Raw genomic sequence first — 15,473 nt, 5'->3', positions numbered from 1 at the left:
TTATTTGATGCAGTATCTTTAAGAGGATAAACCTTGACGAACTTCTCTAAAAACGATATAATACTAGAGTTGAGAATTGATTTTCTCTCCATCTTAGTTCAGAGAATTGGCGGTGCTGCGAGCCATCTAAGATAGAAAATCATGCTACTCAATCACACAATTGCATAAGAATAAGAGAATGACAAGTTCATTGAATGAAGGTGGTACCGCGGTTTTTCGCCCTTCGTGATATGGATTTGTCTTTTATTTTTGGAGGTGTTTATGAGAACATTTCATGTCAAACAAAAATTCCGCATAGGTGGTGAACGTTTTGATATCAAGGATGATAGGGGAGAAATCGCCTATCAGGTAGAAGGTTCTTTTTTTAATATTCCCAAAACATTTACTATCTATGATGCAGATAACCAAAAGGTCAGTGAGATTCGAAAAGAAGTCATGACCTTCTTGCCCCGTTTTGAAATTCAACTGAGTAACGGAGATAGCTTTTACATCCGCAAGAAATTTACTTTCTTTAGAGATAAGTATGAATTTGACAACCTGGGTCTTCGCATTGAAGGAGATATTTGGGATTGGGATTTCAAACTTTTGGATGACCGAGATCAAGTGATTGCAGAAATCTCGAAAGAATTCATTCGTCTGACCTCTACATACAATCTTACCGTTTATGAAGATTCTTATGCTGATCTAGTTGTTTCTCTCTGTGTCGCTATCGACTACGTAGAGATGCTAGAAAGTCAATCAAACAATGATACAATAAGGAGATATCTATGAAACAATTATCTAGTGCACAAGTCCGCCAAATGTGGCTTGATTTCTGGGCTACAAAAGGCCACTCAGTAGAACCATCCGTTAGCTTGGTTCCAGTAAACGACCCAACCCTTTTGTGGATCAACTCAGGGGTTGCCACTCTTAAAAAATACTTCGATGGAACTATCAAACCTGAAAATCCACGTATTACCAATGCTCAAAAAGCCATCCGTACCAACGATATCGAAAACGTAGGGAAGACTGCCCGTCACCATACCATGTTTGAAATGTTGGGGAACTTCTCAATCGGGGATTACTTCCGTGACGAAGCAATTACATGGGCATATGAGCTTTTGACAAGTCCTGAGTGGTTTGACTTCCCTAAAGACAAACTTTACATGACATACTATCCAGATGACAAGGATTCATACAACCGCTGGATTGAAGTGGGAGTAGATCCAAGTCATTTGATCCCAATTGAAGACAACTTCTGGGAAATCGGTGCGGGACCTTCTGGACCTGATACAGAAATCTTCTTCGACCGTGGAGAAGCCTTTGACCCTGAAAACATTGGTCTTCGTCTTCTTGCAGAAGATATCGAAAATGACCGTTATATCGAAATCTGGAACATTGTATTGTCACAATTTAACGCTGATCCAGCTGTACCTCGTAGCGAGTACAAGGAATTGCCACACAAAAACATTGATACGGGCGCTGGATTGGAGCGTTTGGTAGCTGTTATCCAAGGTGCTAAGACCAACTTTGAAACAGACCTCTTCATGCCAATCATTCGTGAAGTTGAGAAATTATCTGGTAAGGTTTACGACCAAGATGGCGATAACATGAGCTTCAAGGTTATTGCCGACCATATCCGTTCACTTTCATTTGCGATTGGGGATGGAGCTCTTCCTGGTAATGAAGGACGCGGTTACGTTCTTCGTCGTCTCCTCCGTCGTGCGTCTATGCATGGTCAAAAATTGGGCATAAACGAGCCTTTCCTTTACAAACTGGTTCCAACTGTTGGAAAAATCATGGAAAGCTACTACCCAGAAGTGCTTGAAAAACGTGATTTTATCGAAAAAATCGTCAAGAGCGAAGAAGAGTCATTTGCGCGTACTCTTCACTCAGGTCAACACTTTGCAGAAACTATCGTAGCAGACTTGAAAGAAAAAGGTCAAACGGTTATCGCTGGTCAAGATGTCTTCAAACTCTATGATACATACGGATTCCCAGTAGAGTTGACAGAAGAAATCGCTGAAGAAGCAGGAATGACTGTAGACCGTGAAGGTTTTGAAGCAGCCATGAAGGAACAACAAGAGCGTGCGCGTGCGTCAGCTGTTAAAGGCGGATCTATGGGTATGCAAAATGAAACCCTTCAAAACATCACTGTAGAGAGTGTCTTCAACTACAATGCTAGCCAATTGCCTTCTAAATTGGTGGCTATCGTAGCAGATAATGCAGAAGTAGAAGCTGTAGCAGAAGGAACTGCATCACTGATATTTGCAGAAACTCCATTCTACGCTGAAATGGGTGGACAAGTTGCGGACCATGGTCAAATCTTGGATGCTGCAGGAAATCTTGTAGCGACTGTAACGGATGTTCAAAAAGCACCAAATGGACAAGCTCTTCATACTGTTGAAATTCTTGCACCGCTTGCTTTGAACCAAGAATACACTTTGGCCATCGATAGCAATCGTCGTCACCGTGTCATGAAGAACCACACAGCCACTCACTTGCTCCATGCGGCCCTTCACAATATCCTTGGACATCACGCTACTCAAGCAGGTTCACTTAATGAAGTAGAATTTCTTCGCTTTGACTTCACCCACTTCCAAGCCGTGACTCCAAAAGAATTGCGTGCTATTGAGCAACAAGTCAATGAGAAGATCTGGGAAGCTATTGCAGTCAAGACTGTTGAGACTGATATCGACACAGCCAAAGAAATGGGAGCTATGGCCCTCTTTGGTGAGAAATACGGTAAAGAAGTCCGTGTTGTAACGATTGGTGACTACTCAGTTGAACTTTGTGGTGGTACCCACGTTGGCAATACTTCTGAGATCGGTCTCTTCAAGATTGTCAAGGAAGAAGGGATCGGCTCAGGAACTCGTCGTATCTTGGCAGTGACTGGTAAGGAAGCCTTTGAAGCTTATCGTGAACAAGAAGATGCACTGAAAGCAGTCGCAGCAACCTTGAAAGCTCCTCAACTCAAAGAAGTACCTCACAAGGTTGAAGGACTTCAAGAACAACTCCGTCAATTGCAAAAAGAAAATGCAGAATTGAAGGAAAAAGCGGCAGCAGCTGCAGCCGGCGATGTCTTCAAGAATGTTCAAGAAGCAAACGGCCACCGTTACATTGCTAGTCAAGTTTCTGTATCAGATGCAGGTGCTCTTCGTACCTTTGCAGATAACTGGAAGCAAAAAGACTACTCTGATGTGCTTGTTCTTGTCGCAGCCATCGGTGACAAGGTCAACCTTCTTGTAGCCAGCAAGACAAAAGACATCCACGCAGGTAACTTGGTCAAAGAATTGGCTCCTATCGTTGATGGACGTGGTGGTGGTAAACCAGACATGGCCATGGCAGGAGGAAGCAACCAAGCAAAAATCCAAGAATTGTTGGATGCCGTAGCAGGTAAATTGTAATCAAAAAATCCCTATCCGTTTGGATAGGGATTTTTACATATAAAGCTCATATTAAGTCACAATTTGCTTGATATAACCTTTAATAATTTGAGTTGCCTTTTTAATAACGAGATTATATAATATAAATATAAGTATAAGTAAGAAAATAAGATTTGATTGATTATAATTTTTGGAAACTATAAAAAGGAGAAACCATGGCTTTAAAAATGTTTGATGTTATTCGGTACGAAGGAGAAAATACCAGAAATATACTTGCTTGGAGACATCCTAAAACGGATATTAAATCTGGTTCAACATTAATTGTTAACCCTGGACAATGTGCAATATTATTTTCAAATGGGAAAGAATTAGCTAGATTTAATGCAGGAAAGCATAAGATTGAAATCTCTGACACACAGTTATTGGATGAATTTAAAACCTTTGTCAGTGGTGGTGTTTTACAGAATTCATCAAATCTATGGTTCGTAAATTTGTATGATTTACAACCCATTGGTTGGGGAACTCCTTCAGCTATTTTAGTACGAGATCCAGAGACTGATATTCCTGTCGAATTGAAATTACATGGAAATTTTGTTCCTCGAATTGTAAACTTGGAAGCTTTTTTATTGGAATTTATGCCAAGTCAGCCTGATCTTATTACAGTAGATATTTTTCAAAAACGCTTTAGGCAAGCTACCATTGGACTAATTAGTTCAGCTATTTCAAAAGTTGTCTATAGTAATCAGATTGCTGTTATTGATATTGAAATGCACAGCAATGAAATTGGTCTTGAACTATCTAAGATTTTAGAGAATCAGTTCGATAAGTATGGTATTCGTATTGAAGAATTTAATATTGAATCTCTAAAAGTTAATCAAGGATGTCAGGGATATAAAGATATTTTCAAATTCCATAAACAAATTGTAGATGCTAAAATTAAGACTACAAGTCGAGATATCGAAGGATATAACTATCAGGAGGAGCGAAAATTTGATATTCTAGAAGAAGCAGCGAAAAATGAAAATTCTAATGGAAAATTAATGGGTGTAGGAATGGAAGTCGCTATGGGTCTTGGAATAGGAGCTAAACTTAACAACCTTGTAGGAAATATCGAAGGGCTTAACCAAGCTAATAATAGTTCCGAACAGAATCAATTCGATTCAAGTAAAGAGGATGCTTTAGCTAAGTTCTGTAGTCAGTGTGGGGCTGAATTTTCTGAAGAAGCTAAGTTTTGTTCTAATTGCGGTCAACCTAGATAAAGTTTAAATTTTAAAATAAAATGTGGGATGAAATATACATATGTCTTAAAAATCTTTATAATATTTTGATTCTATCATGTTTCTAATCCCAATCATTAGCTTATTTTGGGAGTTCTGTTTGTGTCAGAGTTCCCATTTTTTATACTGATACATATGTATTCTTTGTGTGAACATTAAATTAATGGAATTGTATCAATGTAGAAGGAAAATTAGAAAAACTAGACAGTTAAACAGTTAGGAAATTTATTATAGGAGGATATTGTGAATGTATCAAGTATTTCGTTTATTAAGTATACTTTTTATGGGATTAACAAGTGCAACATTTTTTATTTCACTATTGATTGCAACTCTATTTCTAGGATATGGTAAGCCGATTTTCTCAATAGTGACACCTATTATTTTTTCTTTATCAGGTTTCTTTTTGTCTTCCTTTGCATTTTATAGCTTTGGTGTTTTAGAAAATATAAAAATTAAAGTCAAAGCTTTGGATGAGATATATAATGGGAAAGCTCTTTATAGAGAATATATAGCAACTAGAGGAGAAGATAGGTGAAACAGTATATTAAGAATAATTGGAAAGAAGTCTTTCATTGGTTAATTTCAAATATAGTAATACTCTGTTTTGTAGTTCTATCACTAGCTATCTTTGCTCTCGAAGATGAACCAACTAATGTTATTTTAAAAAATCTTGATTTTATACTCTTGGGGAAGGTTATCGGGATTCCTATTGTTATAAGTTTAGTGTTTTTAGCATTCCAAAATATTTCTTATGTCGTTATTGCCTTAATTATTTTATTCTTATTCCGAAAAACAATTAAAGATTCCTTTTCCTTGAAAAAGTTGAAACAAAAGAATCTACTTCAAATGCTTGTTTTAATTACTTTTTCATCACTTTTTGAACTAGTAAAATCCAGGGAATGGTCTATCCGATTTTTATTTCTTTTAATTCCTTGGTATTTGCTTAATTTGATTGTGATATTGATCCTAACTTACCGAGAATCAAAGAGAGAAGAGGAAATTAAGACACAAAAACAGATACAAGCATTATTCACCTTATTTGAAAAGCATAAGATTCATAAAAACACCTATCCTGTTATTTGTCCATCATGCAGTGGGGAGAATTTGCTTGACTTAGGTCAGGGTAAATCATGTGATTATTGTGGTGCATGGTTATCTAGAAAGGAAGTATAAATGAGACGCTATCGTTTAATGATATCAAAATTTGTTTATCCGCTAGTATCTTTCATTTGTATTGTTTCGGGATTGAAATTTTATCAGTCCATAGATAAGGAAATAAGATGGTTATTAGGAAAAAAAGAAGGATTACTTCACGATTTCTACTTTATGTGGCTTTTGATAGTTACAATTTTATTCATATTATTTTTCTTATTTATTGTCATATCATTTATTTTATTTTTAATACAACCAAGGATGAAACAATATAATAAAAGTTTGATGACAGTTCTTGAATTTGAAGAACTTGAAGAAGATGTTATAGAAACAAAGGGAAAAGTATTACAAGATCAATTATCTTATAGATTGTCAGCAAAACGGGCCTACTGTCCTAATTGTCATACATCAACAGATGGAGTAATTGGAACTAACTTAACTTGTGAAAACTGTGGTGAAACATTTATCGTTTCTTAATAAGAGTTTGATATACTTTATTTGAATATGATAAAAAGCAACAACTTAATAAGTTGTTGCTTTTTTGATAATAATCTTTATTTTTAAACAATACCTTGGGCAATCATAGCATTTGCTACGTTTTCAAAGGCTGCAATATTTGCACCTGCAAGGTAGTCAGTACCAAGACCGTATGTTTCTGCAGTTGTTTTAGCAGTGTTAAAGATGTTTGTCATGATGTCTTTGAGACGTCCGTCAACTTCTTCACGTGTCCATGAAAGGCGAAGACTGTTTTGGCTCATTTCAAGGGCAGATACAGCAACACCACCAGCATTGGCAGCTTTTGCAGGTCCGTAAAGGACACCATTTTCTTTGTAAACATGGATAGCTTCCAAGTTACTTGGCATGTTTGCTCCTTCAGAGACAACTTTCACACCTTGAGCTACCAAACGTTTTGCAGCATCACCGTCAATTTCATTTTGAGTCGCACATGGAAGGGCGATGTCGTAGTTGCCTGAGTAAGTCCATACAGAACCTTCATGGTAAGTAGCAGTTGGTTTTTCTGCAGCGTATTCAGTCAAACGAGCACGACGGTTGTTTTTAACATCTGTAAGAAGGTCAAAATCGATTCCGTTTTCATCAATCACATAACCATTTGAGTCAGATACAGAGATAACAGTTGCACCAAGTTCAGTTGCTTTTTGAAGAGCGTATTGAGCTACGTTACCAGAACCTGAAATAACAACTTTCTTACCTGCAAAGCTGTTGCCGTTTGCTTTAAGCATTTCTTCAGTGTAGTAAACCAATCCATAACCAGTTGCTTCTGGACGAATCAAGCTACCACCAAATCCAAGAGGTTTACCAGTCAAGACACCAGCATCAAATTGGTTGAGGCGTTTGTATTGTCCGTAAAGGTAACCAATTTCACGTCCACCGACACCGATATCACCAGCAGGCACGTCAAGAGATGGTCCGATGTATTTTTGCAATTCAGTCATGAAGCTTTGGCAGAAGCGCATCACTTCAGCATCAGTTTTGCCTTTAGGATCAAAGTCTGATCCACCTTTACCTCCACCGATTGGAAGTCCAGTCAAAACGTTTTTAAAGATTTGTTCGAATCCGAGGAATTTCAAGATCCCTTGATTTACAGTTGGGTGGAAACGAAGTCCGCCTTTATATGGTCCAACAGCTGAGTTGAATTGAACACGGTAACCACGGTTAACTTGAACTTTTCCATCACGGTCAACCCAAGGAACACGGAAAGAAATTACGCGCTCAGGTTCAGTGATACGTGCCAAGATATTTTCTTCAATATACTCAGGGTGTTTTTCAAAGACAGGCTCCAAAGTGCTGAAGAATTCTTCAACCGCCTGGAGAAATTCAGCCTCATGCCCGTTACGAGCTTTTACAGTTTCAAACACGCTTTGGATATATTCTTTAGCAGATGTCATATCGTTCTCCTTTTTGTTGTCATATTTTATTACATGAGACATTATAGCAGAAAAATTTTTTACTGTAAAGGAAAAAACACAAATTTTCTAAAAATTCTTTCAATTTAGCAACAGCTCTATTTTTCAGCTAAAAAAGCCAACATTTTTATGAGGTCAGTTTTATTAAAAGAGTCCTATCAAAGTATGGTATAATAGTGGAGATATAAAGGAATCATCTGGAGGAATAGAATCATGGTATCAACTAAAACACAGATTGCTGGTTTTGAATTTGATAATTGCTTGATGAATGCAGCAGGAGTTACTTGTATGACCATTGAGGAATTGGAAGGTGTTAAAAACTCAGCAGCAGGAACTTTTGTCACAAAAACAGCAACCTTGGAATTTCGTCAGGGAAATCCTGAACCACGTTATCAAGATGTTCCACTAGGTTCTATTAACTCGATGGGGCTGCCTAATAATGGTTTAGATTATTATTTGAAGTATCTATTAGAGTTACAAGAAAAAGAACCAAACCGTACTTTCTTTCTGTCTTTAGTTGGAATGTCTCCAGAGGAAACTCATACCATTTTGAAGAAGGTGCAAGAAAGTGATTTTCGTGGTCTAACTGAACTCAATCTCTCATGTCCCAATGTTCCAGGAAAACCTCAGATTGCCTATGATTTTGAAACAACAGACCGTATCTTGTCAGAAGTCTTTGAGTATTTTACAAAACCTCTAGGAATTAAGCTACCACCTTATTTTGATATTGTACATTTTGATCAAGCAGCAGCGATTTTTAACAAATACCCACTCAAGTTCGTCAACTGTGTTAACTCTATCGGAAATGGTCTTTATATTAAAGACGAGTCTGTCGTAATTCGTCCTAAGAATGGTTTTGGTGGAATTGGTGGAGAATACATTAAACCAACTGCACTTGCCAATGTCCATGCCTTTTATCAACGCTTAAATCCTCAAATTCAAATCATCGGAACTGGTGGAGTGCTCACAGGGCGTGATGCCTTTGAACATATCCTATGTGGTGCCAGCATGGTACAAGTAGGAACTACTCTTCATAAAGAAGGTGTAGGTGCTTTTGAACGTATTACAAAGGAACTCAAAGAAATTATGACGGAAAAAGGATACCAAAGCCTAGAGGATTTCCGTGGAAAATTGAATTATATGGATTAAACAGAAGCTAAATTAAAAAGAAAGGAGAATAAATGCTAGCCATAGAAGAAAGCCGAAAACTGTCCTTAGCAAACCTTCCGAGTTTGACCCTGTTTACAGGGGTCGATCAAGGACAGTACGACATCATGAAAACTCAGGTTCTAAAGCAAATCGGCTACGATCCTGCAGATTTGAATTTTGCTTATTTTGACATGAAAGAAGTAGACTACAAAAGCTTGGAACTAGAGCTGGTCAGTCTTCCTTTCTTTGCGGATGAAAAAATTGTTATTTTAGATCATTTTGTCGATATAACGACAGCTAAAAAACGCTATCTAACTGATGATGAGCTTAAGTCTTTTGAAGACTATCTGGAAAATCCTTTACCTTCTAGTAAACTAGTCATTTTTGCTGAAGGGAAGTTGGATAGTAAGAGACGTTTGGTCAAATTGCTCAAGAGGGATGCGACAGTTTTTGAAGCCATCGAGCCAAAAGAGCAAGAAATACGAGCTTATTTTCAAGAGTGGGCTCAGGAATTAGGACTGAATTTTGCTGGAAAATCTTTCGAACAGTTGCTTATTAAATCAGGTTTTCAATTTAGTGAAATTCAGAAAAATCTACTCTTCTTACAGGCCTACAAGGATAATGGTGACATTACAGAAGAAGACATTGTTGAAGCCATACCAAAGACTTTGCAGGATAATATCTTTGATTTGACCCAGTTAATATTGACTAAGAAGATTGATCAGGCACGTGATTTAGTCAAAGATTTGACCTTGCAGGGAGAAGATGAGATTAAACTGATTGCCATTATGCTGGGGCAGTTCAGACTCTATACACAAGTGAAAATTTTACAAGAGTCTGGTCAGACAGAGGCTAAGATGGTCAGCAGTTTAGGTCACTATCTTGGTCGCAATCCTAATCCTTACCAAATCAGATTTGCCCTTCGTGACACGCGAGGATTGTCCTTGAATTTCTTACAGGATTCCATTCGTTATCTTATCCAAGCAGATTACCAAATTAAGACAGGGGTTTACGAAAAAGGCTACCTGTTTGAGAATGCTTTGTTGCAAATTGCAAGCCAGTCAAATTGAGCAAAAAACTTGAAAAAATAGGTTGTTTGCGTTATCATTTTTATATAAAAAGAAAAAGAGGTATTACAGATGGCTATTATCTTACCAGATCTTCCATACGCTTACGATGCATTGGAACCATACATTGATGCTGAAACAATGCACTTGCACCATGACAAACACCACCAAACATACGTAAACAACGCAAACGCAGCTCTTGAAAAACACCCTGAAATTGGTGAAGACCTCGAAGCATTGCTTGCAGATGTTGAATCTATCCCAGCTGATATCCGTCAAGCGCTTATCAACAACGGTGGTGGACACTTGAACCACGCTCTTTTCTGGGAATTGATGACTCCTGAAAAGACAGCTCCTTCAGCAGAACTTGCAGCAGCCATCGATGAAACTTTCGGTTCATTTGAAGAATTCCAAGCAGCATTTACTGCGGCAGCAACTACTCGTTTCGGTTCTGGATGGGCATGGTTGGTTGTTAACAAAGAAGGTAAACTTGAAGTGACTTCAACAGCAAACCAAGACACACCAATCTCAGAAGGTAAAAAACCAATCTTGGGCTTGGACGTTTGGGAACATGCCTACTACGTGAAATACCGCAACGTTCGTCCTGACTACATCAAAGCTTTCTTCTCAGTGATTAACTGGAACAAAGTAGACGAGCTTTACGCAGCAGCTAAATAAACTTACTAACAACACCTTTTGGTTAGAAATTTATCTAACATGAAAGGTGTTTTTTGTTTGCTTTGATTAGAAGAATCAGTCTCATGATTTTCCTTTGTTGGATAGGCTTTATTTATGGTATAATGATAAGATAGAAAACGAAGGAGAAATCATGAATATTCAACAATTACGCTACGTTGTTGCTATTGCAAATAGTGGTACTTTTCGTGAAGCGGCTGAGAAAATGTACGTTAGCCAACCCAGTCTATCTATTTCTGTAAGAGATCTGGAGAAAGAGCTAGGATTCAAGATTTTCCGCAGAACTAGTTCGGGTACCTTTCTTACTCGTCGTGGAATGGAATTTTATGAAAAGGCCCAAGAGTTGGTCAAAGGATTTGATGTTTTCCAGAACCAGTATGCCAATCCTGAAGAGGAAAAGGATGAGTTTTCAATAGCCAGCCAGCACTATGATTTCTTGCCACCGACTATCACAACTTTTTCTCAAAGGTACCCAGACTATAAAAATTTCCGTATTTTTGAATCTACAACTGTTCAGATTTTGGATGAAGTAGCCCAAGGTCATAGTGAGATTGGGATTATTTACCTCAACAATCAAAACCAAAAGGGTATCATGCAACGGGTTGAAAAGTTAGGCCTTGAAGTGATTGAGTTGATTCCTTTCCAGACGCATATCTATCTGCGTGAAGGACATCCTTTAGCTAAGAAAAAAGAGTTGGTCATGGAAGATTTAGTTGATTTGCCAACAGTTCGATTCACGCAAGAAAAGGATGAATATCTCTATTACTCAGAAAACTTTGTGGATACAAGTGCCAGCTCTCAGATGTTTAACGTAACAGACCGCGCTACTTTAAATGGAATTCTTGAAAGAACAAATGCTTATGCGACTGGTTCTGGATTCTTAGATAGCGATAGTGTCAACGGAATTACGGTTATTCCATTAAATGATAATCTCAATAATCGCATGGTTTATGTGAAACGTGAGGAAGTAGACTTGAGCCCAGCGGGAACCTTATTTGTAGAAGTTATGCAAGAGTATTTTGATCAGAAGAGGAAAGCATGAAAAAAAGAGTATTAGTAGCAGGGATTATAGCAGCCTTGATTGTATTAGATCAATTGGTAAAGGCTTATGTCGTTCAGAATATTGCTCTTGGTGAAATCAAATCATGGATTCCTAATCTGGTGAGTTTAACCTATCTGCAAAATAGGGGGGCAGCTTTTTCTATGCTTCAAGATCAACAGTGGTTTTTTGCAGTTATAACACTAGTAGTTATGGTGGGAGCTATTTGGTATTTGCATAAGCATATAGAGGATTCCCTCTGGACAGTCATTGGATTGGTTCTGATTATTGCAGGTGGTCTGGGAAACTTCATTGATCGCATTAGCCAAGGATTTGTCGTGGATATGTTTCACTTAGACTTTATCAATTTTGCGATTTTCAATGTGGCTGATAGTTATCTGACAGTAGGAGTAGTTGTGTTATTAATTGCAATGCTAAAAGAGGAAATGAATGGAAATTAAAATTGAAACCGGCGGGATACGCCTAGATAAGGCTTTGTCAGATTTGACAGAATTGTCTCGTAGTCTCGCCAATGAACAAATCAAGTCTGGTCAAGTCCTGGTCAACGGCCAGGTTAAGAAAGCCAAGTATACGGTCCAAGAGGGGGATGTCATCACCTATCAAGTTCCCGAACCAGAGGTTTTAGAGTATGTAGCTGAAGATATTCCTTTAGAAATCATTTATCAAGATGAGGATGTAGCAGTAGTCAACAAACCTCAAGGCATGGTTGTTCATCCAAGTGCTGGTCATACCAGTGGTACCTTGGTGAATGCTCTCATGTATCATATCAAAGACTTATCAGGAATCAATGGTGTGATACGTCCAGGGATTGTCCATCGTATCGATAAGGACACATCTGGGCTTTTGATGATTGCCAAAAATGATGAAGCGCACATCGCACTTGCTCAAGAATTGAAGGACAAGAAATCTCTTCGTAAGTATTGGGCCATCGTTCATGGAAATCTTCCAAATGACCGAGGTGTTATTGAGGCGCCGATTGGTCGTAGCGAAAAAGACCGCAAGAAACAAGCTGTGACTGCTAAAGGAAAACCAGCAGTGACACGTTTCCAAGTCTTAGAACGCTTTGGTGACTATTCTTTATTAGAGTTGCAATTGGAAACAGGACGAACTCATCAAATCCGTGTGCACATGGCTTATATCGGCCATCCTGTAGCTGGGGATAAGGTTTATGGACTTCGTAAAACCCTAAAGGGACATGGACAATTTCTCCATGCCAAAACGCTAGGATTTACTCATCCAAGAACCGGTGAAACTATGGAATTTACTGCTGATATTCCAGAAATATTCAAGCAAACCTTGGAGAAACTTAGAAATAACTAAAAAAGAGGCTAGGACTTTTGTCCCAGCCTCTCAATTATCTTTGGATTGTCGATCAAGACGCAGTGGTTGAGTGGGCTCTACTACGCTGATTTCATCAGCTTTTACAGCCCTACTCAACTGTGCGGAGGTGGGACGACGAAATCGAATTCTAACGAATTACCGATTTCTGTCCCACTCTCTTTTTTATTTGCGTTTTTTCTTAGCTTTTTTCATTTTGTTGGCCATGCGTTTCATGGATTGTTTCATGGCAAATTCACCGATTTTACCCTTGAGACCTCCACCAAACATCTGGCTCATATCGGGCATTCCAGCTCCTCCGAGAGCAGACATATCCGGCATGCCACCTTGTCCCATCATACCTTCAAGGGCGGACATATCCATGCCACCAGGCATGTTTTTAGGAAGGTTGTTAGGGTTGATGCCCATTTGCTTCATCATCTTGTTCATGTCACCAGACATGACACCTTGCATGAGTTGTTTAGCTTGGTTAAAGTCTTTGATGAACTTGTTGACATCGATAAAGGTATTACCAGAACCAGCTGCAATACGACGACGACGGCTTGGAGTGAGCAAATCTGGATTTTCACGTTCTTCAGGAGTCATAGAAGACACGATAGCACGTTTGCGAGCTATTTGTTTTTCATCCACCTTCATGTTTTGGACAGCTGGATTGTTGGCCATACCAGGAATCATCTTGAGCAAATCTTCCATTGGTCCCATATTTTGTACCTGATCCAACTGATCAATGAAATCGTTGAAATCAAAGGTATTTTCACGCATTTTTTCAGCCATTTCAAGGGCTTTTTGCTCATCGTATTCTTGGGAAGCTTTCTCAATCAGAGTCAGCATATCTCCCATACCGAGAATACGGCTTGCCATACGGTCAGGGTGGAAGGTTTCAATGTCGGTAATCTTTTCACCAGTACCAGTGAATTTGATTGGTTTTCCAGTAATGTGACGAACAGAAAGGGCAGCACCACCACGAGTATCACCATCAATCTTGGTAAGGATGACACCGGTAACTTCTAATTGGGCGTTAAATTCACGCGCAACGTTTGCAGCTTCTTGACCAATCATGGCATCGATGACGAGAAGGATTTCATTTGGTTGAGCAAGAGCTTTAACATCACGGAGCTCGTTCATGAGAAGTTCGTCAATTTGCAAACGACCGGCCGTATCAATCAAAACATAGTCGTTATGGTTGGCTTTAGCTTGCTCCAAACCTTGGCGAACAATCTCCACTGCAGGAACTTCAGTTCCAAGAGCAAAGACAGGAACATCAATTTGTTGTCCTAGTGTTTTAAGCTGGTCAATAGCTGCAGGACGATAGATGTCGGCCGCAATCATCAGAGGACGAGCATCCTCTTCTTTTTTGAGTTTGTTAGCAAGTTTTCCAGCGAAGGTTGTTTTACCAGCCCCCTGCAAACCAACCATCATGATGATTGTAGGAATCTTAGGAGACTTGATAATCTCAGCTGTATCAGAACCAAGAACTTCCGTCAACTCTTCATTAACAATCTTGATGATTTGTTGAGCTGGATTGAGGGTATCAATGACTTCGTGCCCAATCGCACGTTCACGAACTTTTTTGATAAAATCCTTGACAACTGGAAGAGCAACGTCGGCTTCTAAAAGAGCCAGACGAATTTCCTTGGTTGCTTCTTGGATATCACTCTCTGTGATTTTTCCTTTTTTACGTAGATTTTTAAAGACGTTCTGTAAACGTTCTGTTAAATTTTCAAATGCCATATTTTTCTCCTATTTATTCAATTCAGTGGAAATCGTCCGAAATGTTGCAAACACTCTAGTTCTTCAGGTGTGACTTCTTTCATGATTTCATTTGGATATCCCCAACAGCTAAAACCTATTTGCATAGCTTTGGAGATATCATTGGGCGAGATAATCTGTAGTCGAGTAGGAAATGGTTCCTCTGCGGCTAATAGTTTGCAAGGTATTCCTTGATAATTAACTAGACTGCCCATGATTACTCCCGATTGTCAATACTTGTTAAAATCTCAACTTGCTCTTGTAGAAAAGCATCTTCTGGATAGCGCTCAATGATCTGATCAAAAATCTGACTGCGGACAATGTAATCAGAGTACATATGAAGCTTCATCTCATAATCTTCCAGAATCTTTTCTGTACGTTTGATATTATCATAAACAGCCTGACGACTGACACCGAACTCTTCTGCAATTTCAGCTAAACTATAGTCGTCTGCATAGTAAAGCTCGATATAGTTCATCTGCTTATCAGTCAAAAGGGCTGCATAAAATTCAAACAGAGCATTCATTCGATTGGTTTTTTCAATTTCCATAAGATTTATTATACCAAAAAATAGCCTGAACTGCTAGTAATGGATTGATTTTAAACACAAGTCAGAAAAAGTGATTTTAACTGTTATTTTCTGACTATGATTGTATTTTTTGGTATAATGGAGTGTATTATAATGTTTTAGAAAG

The 15,473-nt window shown here is 38.5% G+C and carries 16 protein-coding genes; 12 read left to right on the top strand and 4 right to left on the bottom strand.

Features of this window, described 5'->3' with window-relative positions:
- The first annotated feature begins 261 nt into the window (after nt 1-261).
- The 6 genes from NMM19_RS00210 (at nt 262) to NMM19_RS00185 (ending at nt 6,271) form a co-directional block, all read left to right on the top strand.
- Nucleotides 262-771: an LURP-one-related/scramblase family protein gene (locus NMM19_RS00210; protein ID WP_178895146.1), complete on the top strand. Its 510-nt coding sequence runs from the start codon at nt 262-264 to the stop codon at nt 769-771.
- Complete coding sequence (gene alaS / locus NMM19_RS00205; RefSeq protein WP_178895145.1) at nt 768-3,386, top strand: alanine--tRNA ligase; 2,619 nt, start codon at nt 768-770, stop codon at nt 3,384-3,386. Before NMM19_RS00210 ends, alaS begins: the two co-directional genes overlap by 4 nt.
- 194 nt (nt 3,387-3,580) lie before the next feature.
- Nucleotides 3,581-4,624: an SPFH domain-containing protein gene (locus NMM19_RS00200; RefSeq protein ID WP_049494578.1), complete on the top strand. Its 1,044-nt coding sequence runs from the start codon at nt 3,581-3,583 to the stop codon at nt 4,622-4,624.
- A gap of 265 nt (nt 4,625-4,889) precedes the next feature.
- The gene (locus tag NMM19_RS00195) at nt 4,890-5,177 is read left to right on the top strand and encodes a hypothetical protein (protein ID WP_004252581.1); all 288 of its coding nucleotides are present in this window, start codon (nt 4,890-4,892) and stop codon (nt 5,175-5,177) included.
- Entirely contained in the window at nt 5,174-5,815 is a 642-nt protein-coding gene (locus tag NMM19_RS00190) for a hypothetical protein (RefSeq protein ID WP_049494577.1), read from the top strand. The genes NMM19_RS00195 and NMM19_RS00190 overlap by 4 nt, the downstream gene beginning before the upstream one ends.
- Complete coding sequence (locus tag NMM19_RS00185; RefSeq protein WP_025170560.1) at nt 5,816-6,271, top strand: hypothetical protein; 456 nt, start codon at nt 5,816-5,818, stop codon at nt 6,269-6,271.
- A gap of 83 nt (nt 6,272-6,354) precedes the next feature.
- On the opposite strand, the gene gdhA is transcribed toward NMM19_RS00185, so the two are convergent.
- The gene (gdhA, locus tag NMM19_RS00180; protein WP_049494576.1) at nt 6,355-7,701 is read right to left on the bottom strand and encodes an NADP-specific glutamate dehydrogenase; all 1,347 of its coding nucleotides are present in this window, start codon (nt 7,699-7,701) and stop codon (nt 6,355-6,357) included.
- A gap of 231 nt (nt 7,702-7,932) precedes the next feature.
- On the opposite strand from gdhA, the gene NMM19_RS00175 reads away from it, so the two are divergent.
- From NMM19_RS00175 to NMM19_RS00150, 6 genes are all read left to right on the top strand, one after another.
- The gene (locus NMM19_RS00175) at nt 7,933-8,868 is read left to right on the top strand and encodes a dihydroorotate oxidase (protein ID WP_178895144.1); all 936 of its coding nucleotides are present in this window, start codon (nt 7,933-7,935) and stop codon (nt 8,866-8,868) included.
- 32 nt (nt 8,869-8,900) lie between these two features.
- A complete protein-coding gene (gene holA / locus NMM19_RS00170) occupies nt 8,901-9,938 on the top strand; it encodes a DNA polymerase III subunit delta (RefSeq protein ID WP_178895143.1) in 1,038 nt (345 codons plus the stop codon).
- Between the two features lie 69 nt (nt 9,939-10,007).
- On the top strand, nt 10,008-10,613 hold the full coding sequence (sodA, locus tag NMM19_RS00165) for a superoxide dismutase SodA (RefSeq protein WP_006150800.1): 606 nt from the start codon (nt 10,008-10,010) through the stop codon (nt 10,611-10,613).
- 151 nt (nt 10,614-10,764) lie between these two features.
- On the top strand, nt 10,765-11,673 hold the full coding sequence (locus tag NMM19_RS00160) for a LysR family transcriptional regulator (protein WP_178895142.1): 909 nt from the start codon (nt 10,765-10,767) through the stop codon (nt 11,671-11,673).
- On the top strand, nt 11,670-12,131 hold the full coding sequence (lspA, locus tag NMM19_RS00155; RefSeq protein WP_049494571.1) for a signal peptidase II: 462 nt from the start codon (nt 11,670-11,672) through the stop codon (nt 12,129-12,131). Before NMM19_RS00160 ends, lspA begins: the two co-directional genes overlap by 4 nt.
- Nucleotides 12,121-13,011 carry an RluA family pseudouridine synthase gene (locus tag NMM19_RS00150; protein WP_178895141.1) on the top strand — a complete coding sequence of 297 codons (891 nt, stop codon included), beginning with the start codon at nt 12,121-12,123 and terminating at the stop codon, nt 13,009-13,011. Before lspA ends, NMM19_RS00150 begins: the two co-directional genes overlap by 11 nt.
- A gap of 183 nt (nt 13,012-13,194) precedes the next feature.
- Here the strand turns inward: NMM19_RS00150 and ffh are convergent, their stop codons facing one another.
- The 3 genes from ffh to NMM19_RS00135 are packed head-to-tail and all read right to left on the bottom strand — an operon-like array spanning nt 13,195 to nt 15,328.
- A complete protein-coding gene (gene ffh / locus NMM19_RS00145; RefSeq protein WP_178895140.1) occupies nt 13,195-14,760 on the bottom strand; it encodes a signal recognition particle protein in 1,566 nt (521 codons plus the stop codon).
- Nucleotides 14,761-14,777: 17 nt separating this feature from the next.
- On the bottom strand, nt 14,778-14,993 hold the full coding sequence (locus NMM19_RS00140) for a hypothetical protein (protein WP_049494484.1): 216 nt from the start codon (nt 14,991-14,993) through the stop codon (nt 14,778-14,780).
- A 2-nt stretch (nt 14,994-14,995) separates the two neighbouring features.
- Nucleotides 14,996-15,328, bottom strand: a complete 333-nt coding sequence (locus NMM19_RS00135; protein ID WP_004252600.1) for a putative DNA-binding protein — start codon at nt 15,326-15,328, stop codon at nt 14,996-14,998.
- Nucleotides 15,329-15,473 lie beyond the last annotated feature (145 nt).

This window comes from Streptococcus sp. CF8_St5-17, assembly GCF_024295665.1.
GTDB lineage: Bacteria > Bacillota > Bacilli > Lactobacillales > Streptococcaceae > Streptococcus.
The sequence above is the reverse complement of the archived record's forward strand: the minus strand, read 5'-3'. Positions and strand labels throughout refer to the sequence as shown.

What these genes read in the sequence shown, in the direction of transcription:
- NMM19_RS00210 (WP_178895146.1), top strand. Translation starts at nt 262, where the DNA reads ATGAGAACATTTCATGTCAAACAAAAATTCCGCATAGGTGGTGAACGT.
- alaS (WP_178895145.1), top strand. Translation starts at nt 768, where the DNA reads ATGAAACAATTATCTAGTGCACAAGTCCGCCAAATGTGGCTTGATTTC.
- NMM19_RS00200 (WP_049494578.1), top strand. Translation starts at nt 3,581, where the DNA reads ATGGCTTTAAAAATGTTTGATGTTATTCGGTACGAAGGAGAAAATACC.
- NMM19_RS00195 (WP_004252581.1), top strand. Translation starts at nt 4,890, where the DNA reads ATGTATCAAGTATTTCGTTTATTAAGTATACTTTTTATGGGATTAACA.
- NMM19_RS00185 (WP_025170560.1), top strand. Translation starts at nt 5,816, where the DNA reads ATGAGACGCTATCGTTTAATGATATCAAAATTTGTTTATCCGCTAGTA.
- gdhA (WP_049494576.1), bottom strand. Translation starts at nt 7,701, where the DNA reads ATGACATCTGCTAAAGAATATATCCAAAGCGTGTTTGAAACTGTAAAA.
- NMM19_RS00175 (WP_178895144.1), top strand. Translation starts at nt 7,933, where the DNA reads ATGGTATCAACTAAAACACAGATTGCTGGTTTTGAATTTGATAATTGC.
- holA (WP_178895143.1), top strand. Translation starts at nt 8,901, where the DNA reads ATGCTAGCCATAGAAGAAAGCCGAAAACTGTCCTTAGCAAACCTTCCG.
- sodA (WP_006150800.1), top strand. Translation starts at nt 10,008, where the DNA reads ATGGCTATTATCTTACCAGATCTTCCATACGCTTACGATGCATTGGAA.
- NMM19_RS00160 (WP_178895142.1), top strand. Translation starts at nt 10,765, where the DNA reads ATGAATATTCAACAATTACGCTACGTTGTTGCTATTGCAAATAGTGGT.
- lspA (WP_049494571.1), top strand. Translation starts at nt 11,670, where the DNA reads ATGAAAAAAAGAGTATTAGTAGCAGGGATTATAGCAGCCTTGATTGTA.
- NMM19_RS00150 (WP_178895141.1), top strand. Translation starts at nt 12,121, where the DNA reads ATGGAAATTAAAATTGAAACCGGCGGGATACGCCTAGATAAGGCTTTG.
- ffh (WP_178895140.1), bottom strand. Translation starts at nt 14,760, where the DNA reads ATGGCATTTGAAAATTTAACAGAACGTTTACAGAACGTCTTTAAAAAT.
- NMM19_RS00140 (WP_049494484.1), bottom strand. Translation starts at nt 14,993, where the DNA reads ATGGGCAGTCTAGTTAATTATCAAGGAATACCTTGCAAACTATTAGCC.
- NMM19_RS00135 (WP_004252600.1), bottom strand. Translation starts at nt 15,328, where the DNA reads ATGGAAATTGAAAAAACCAATCGAATGAATGCTCTGTTTGAATTTTAT.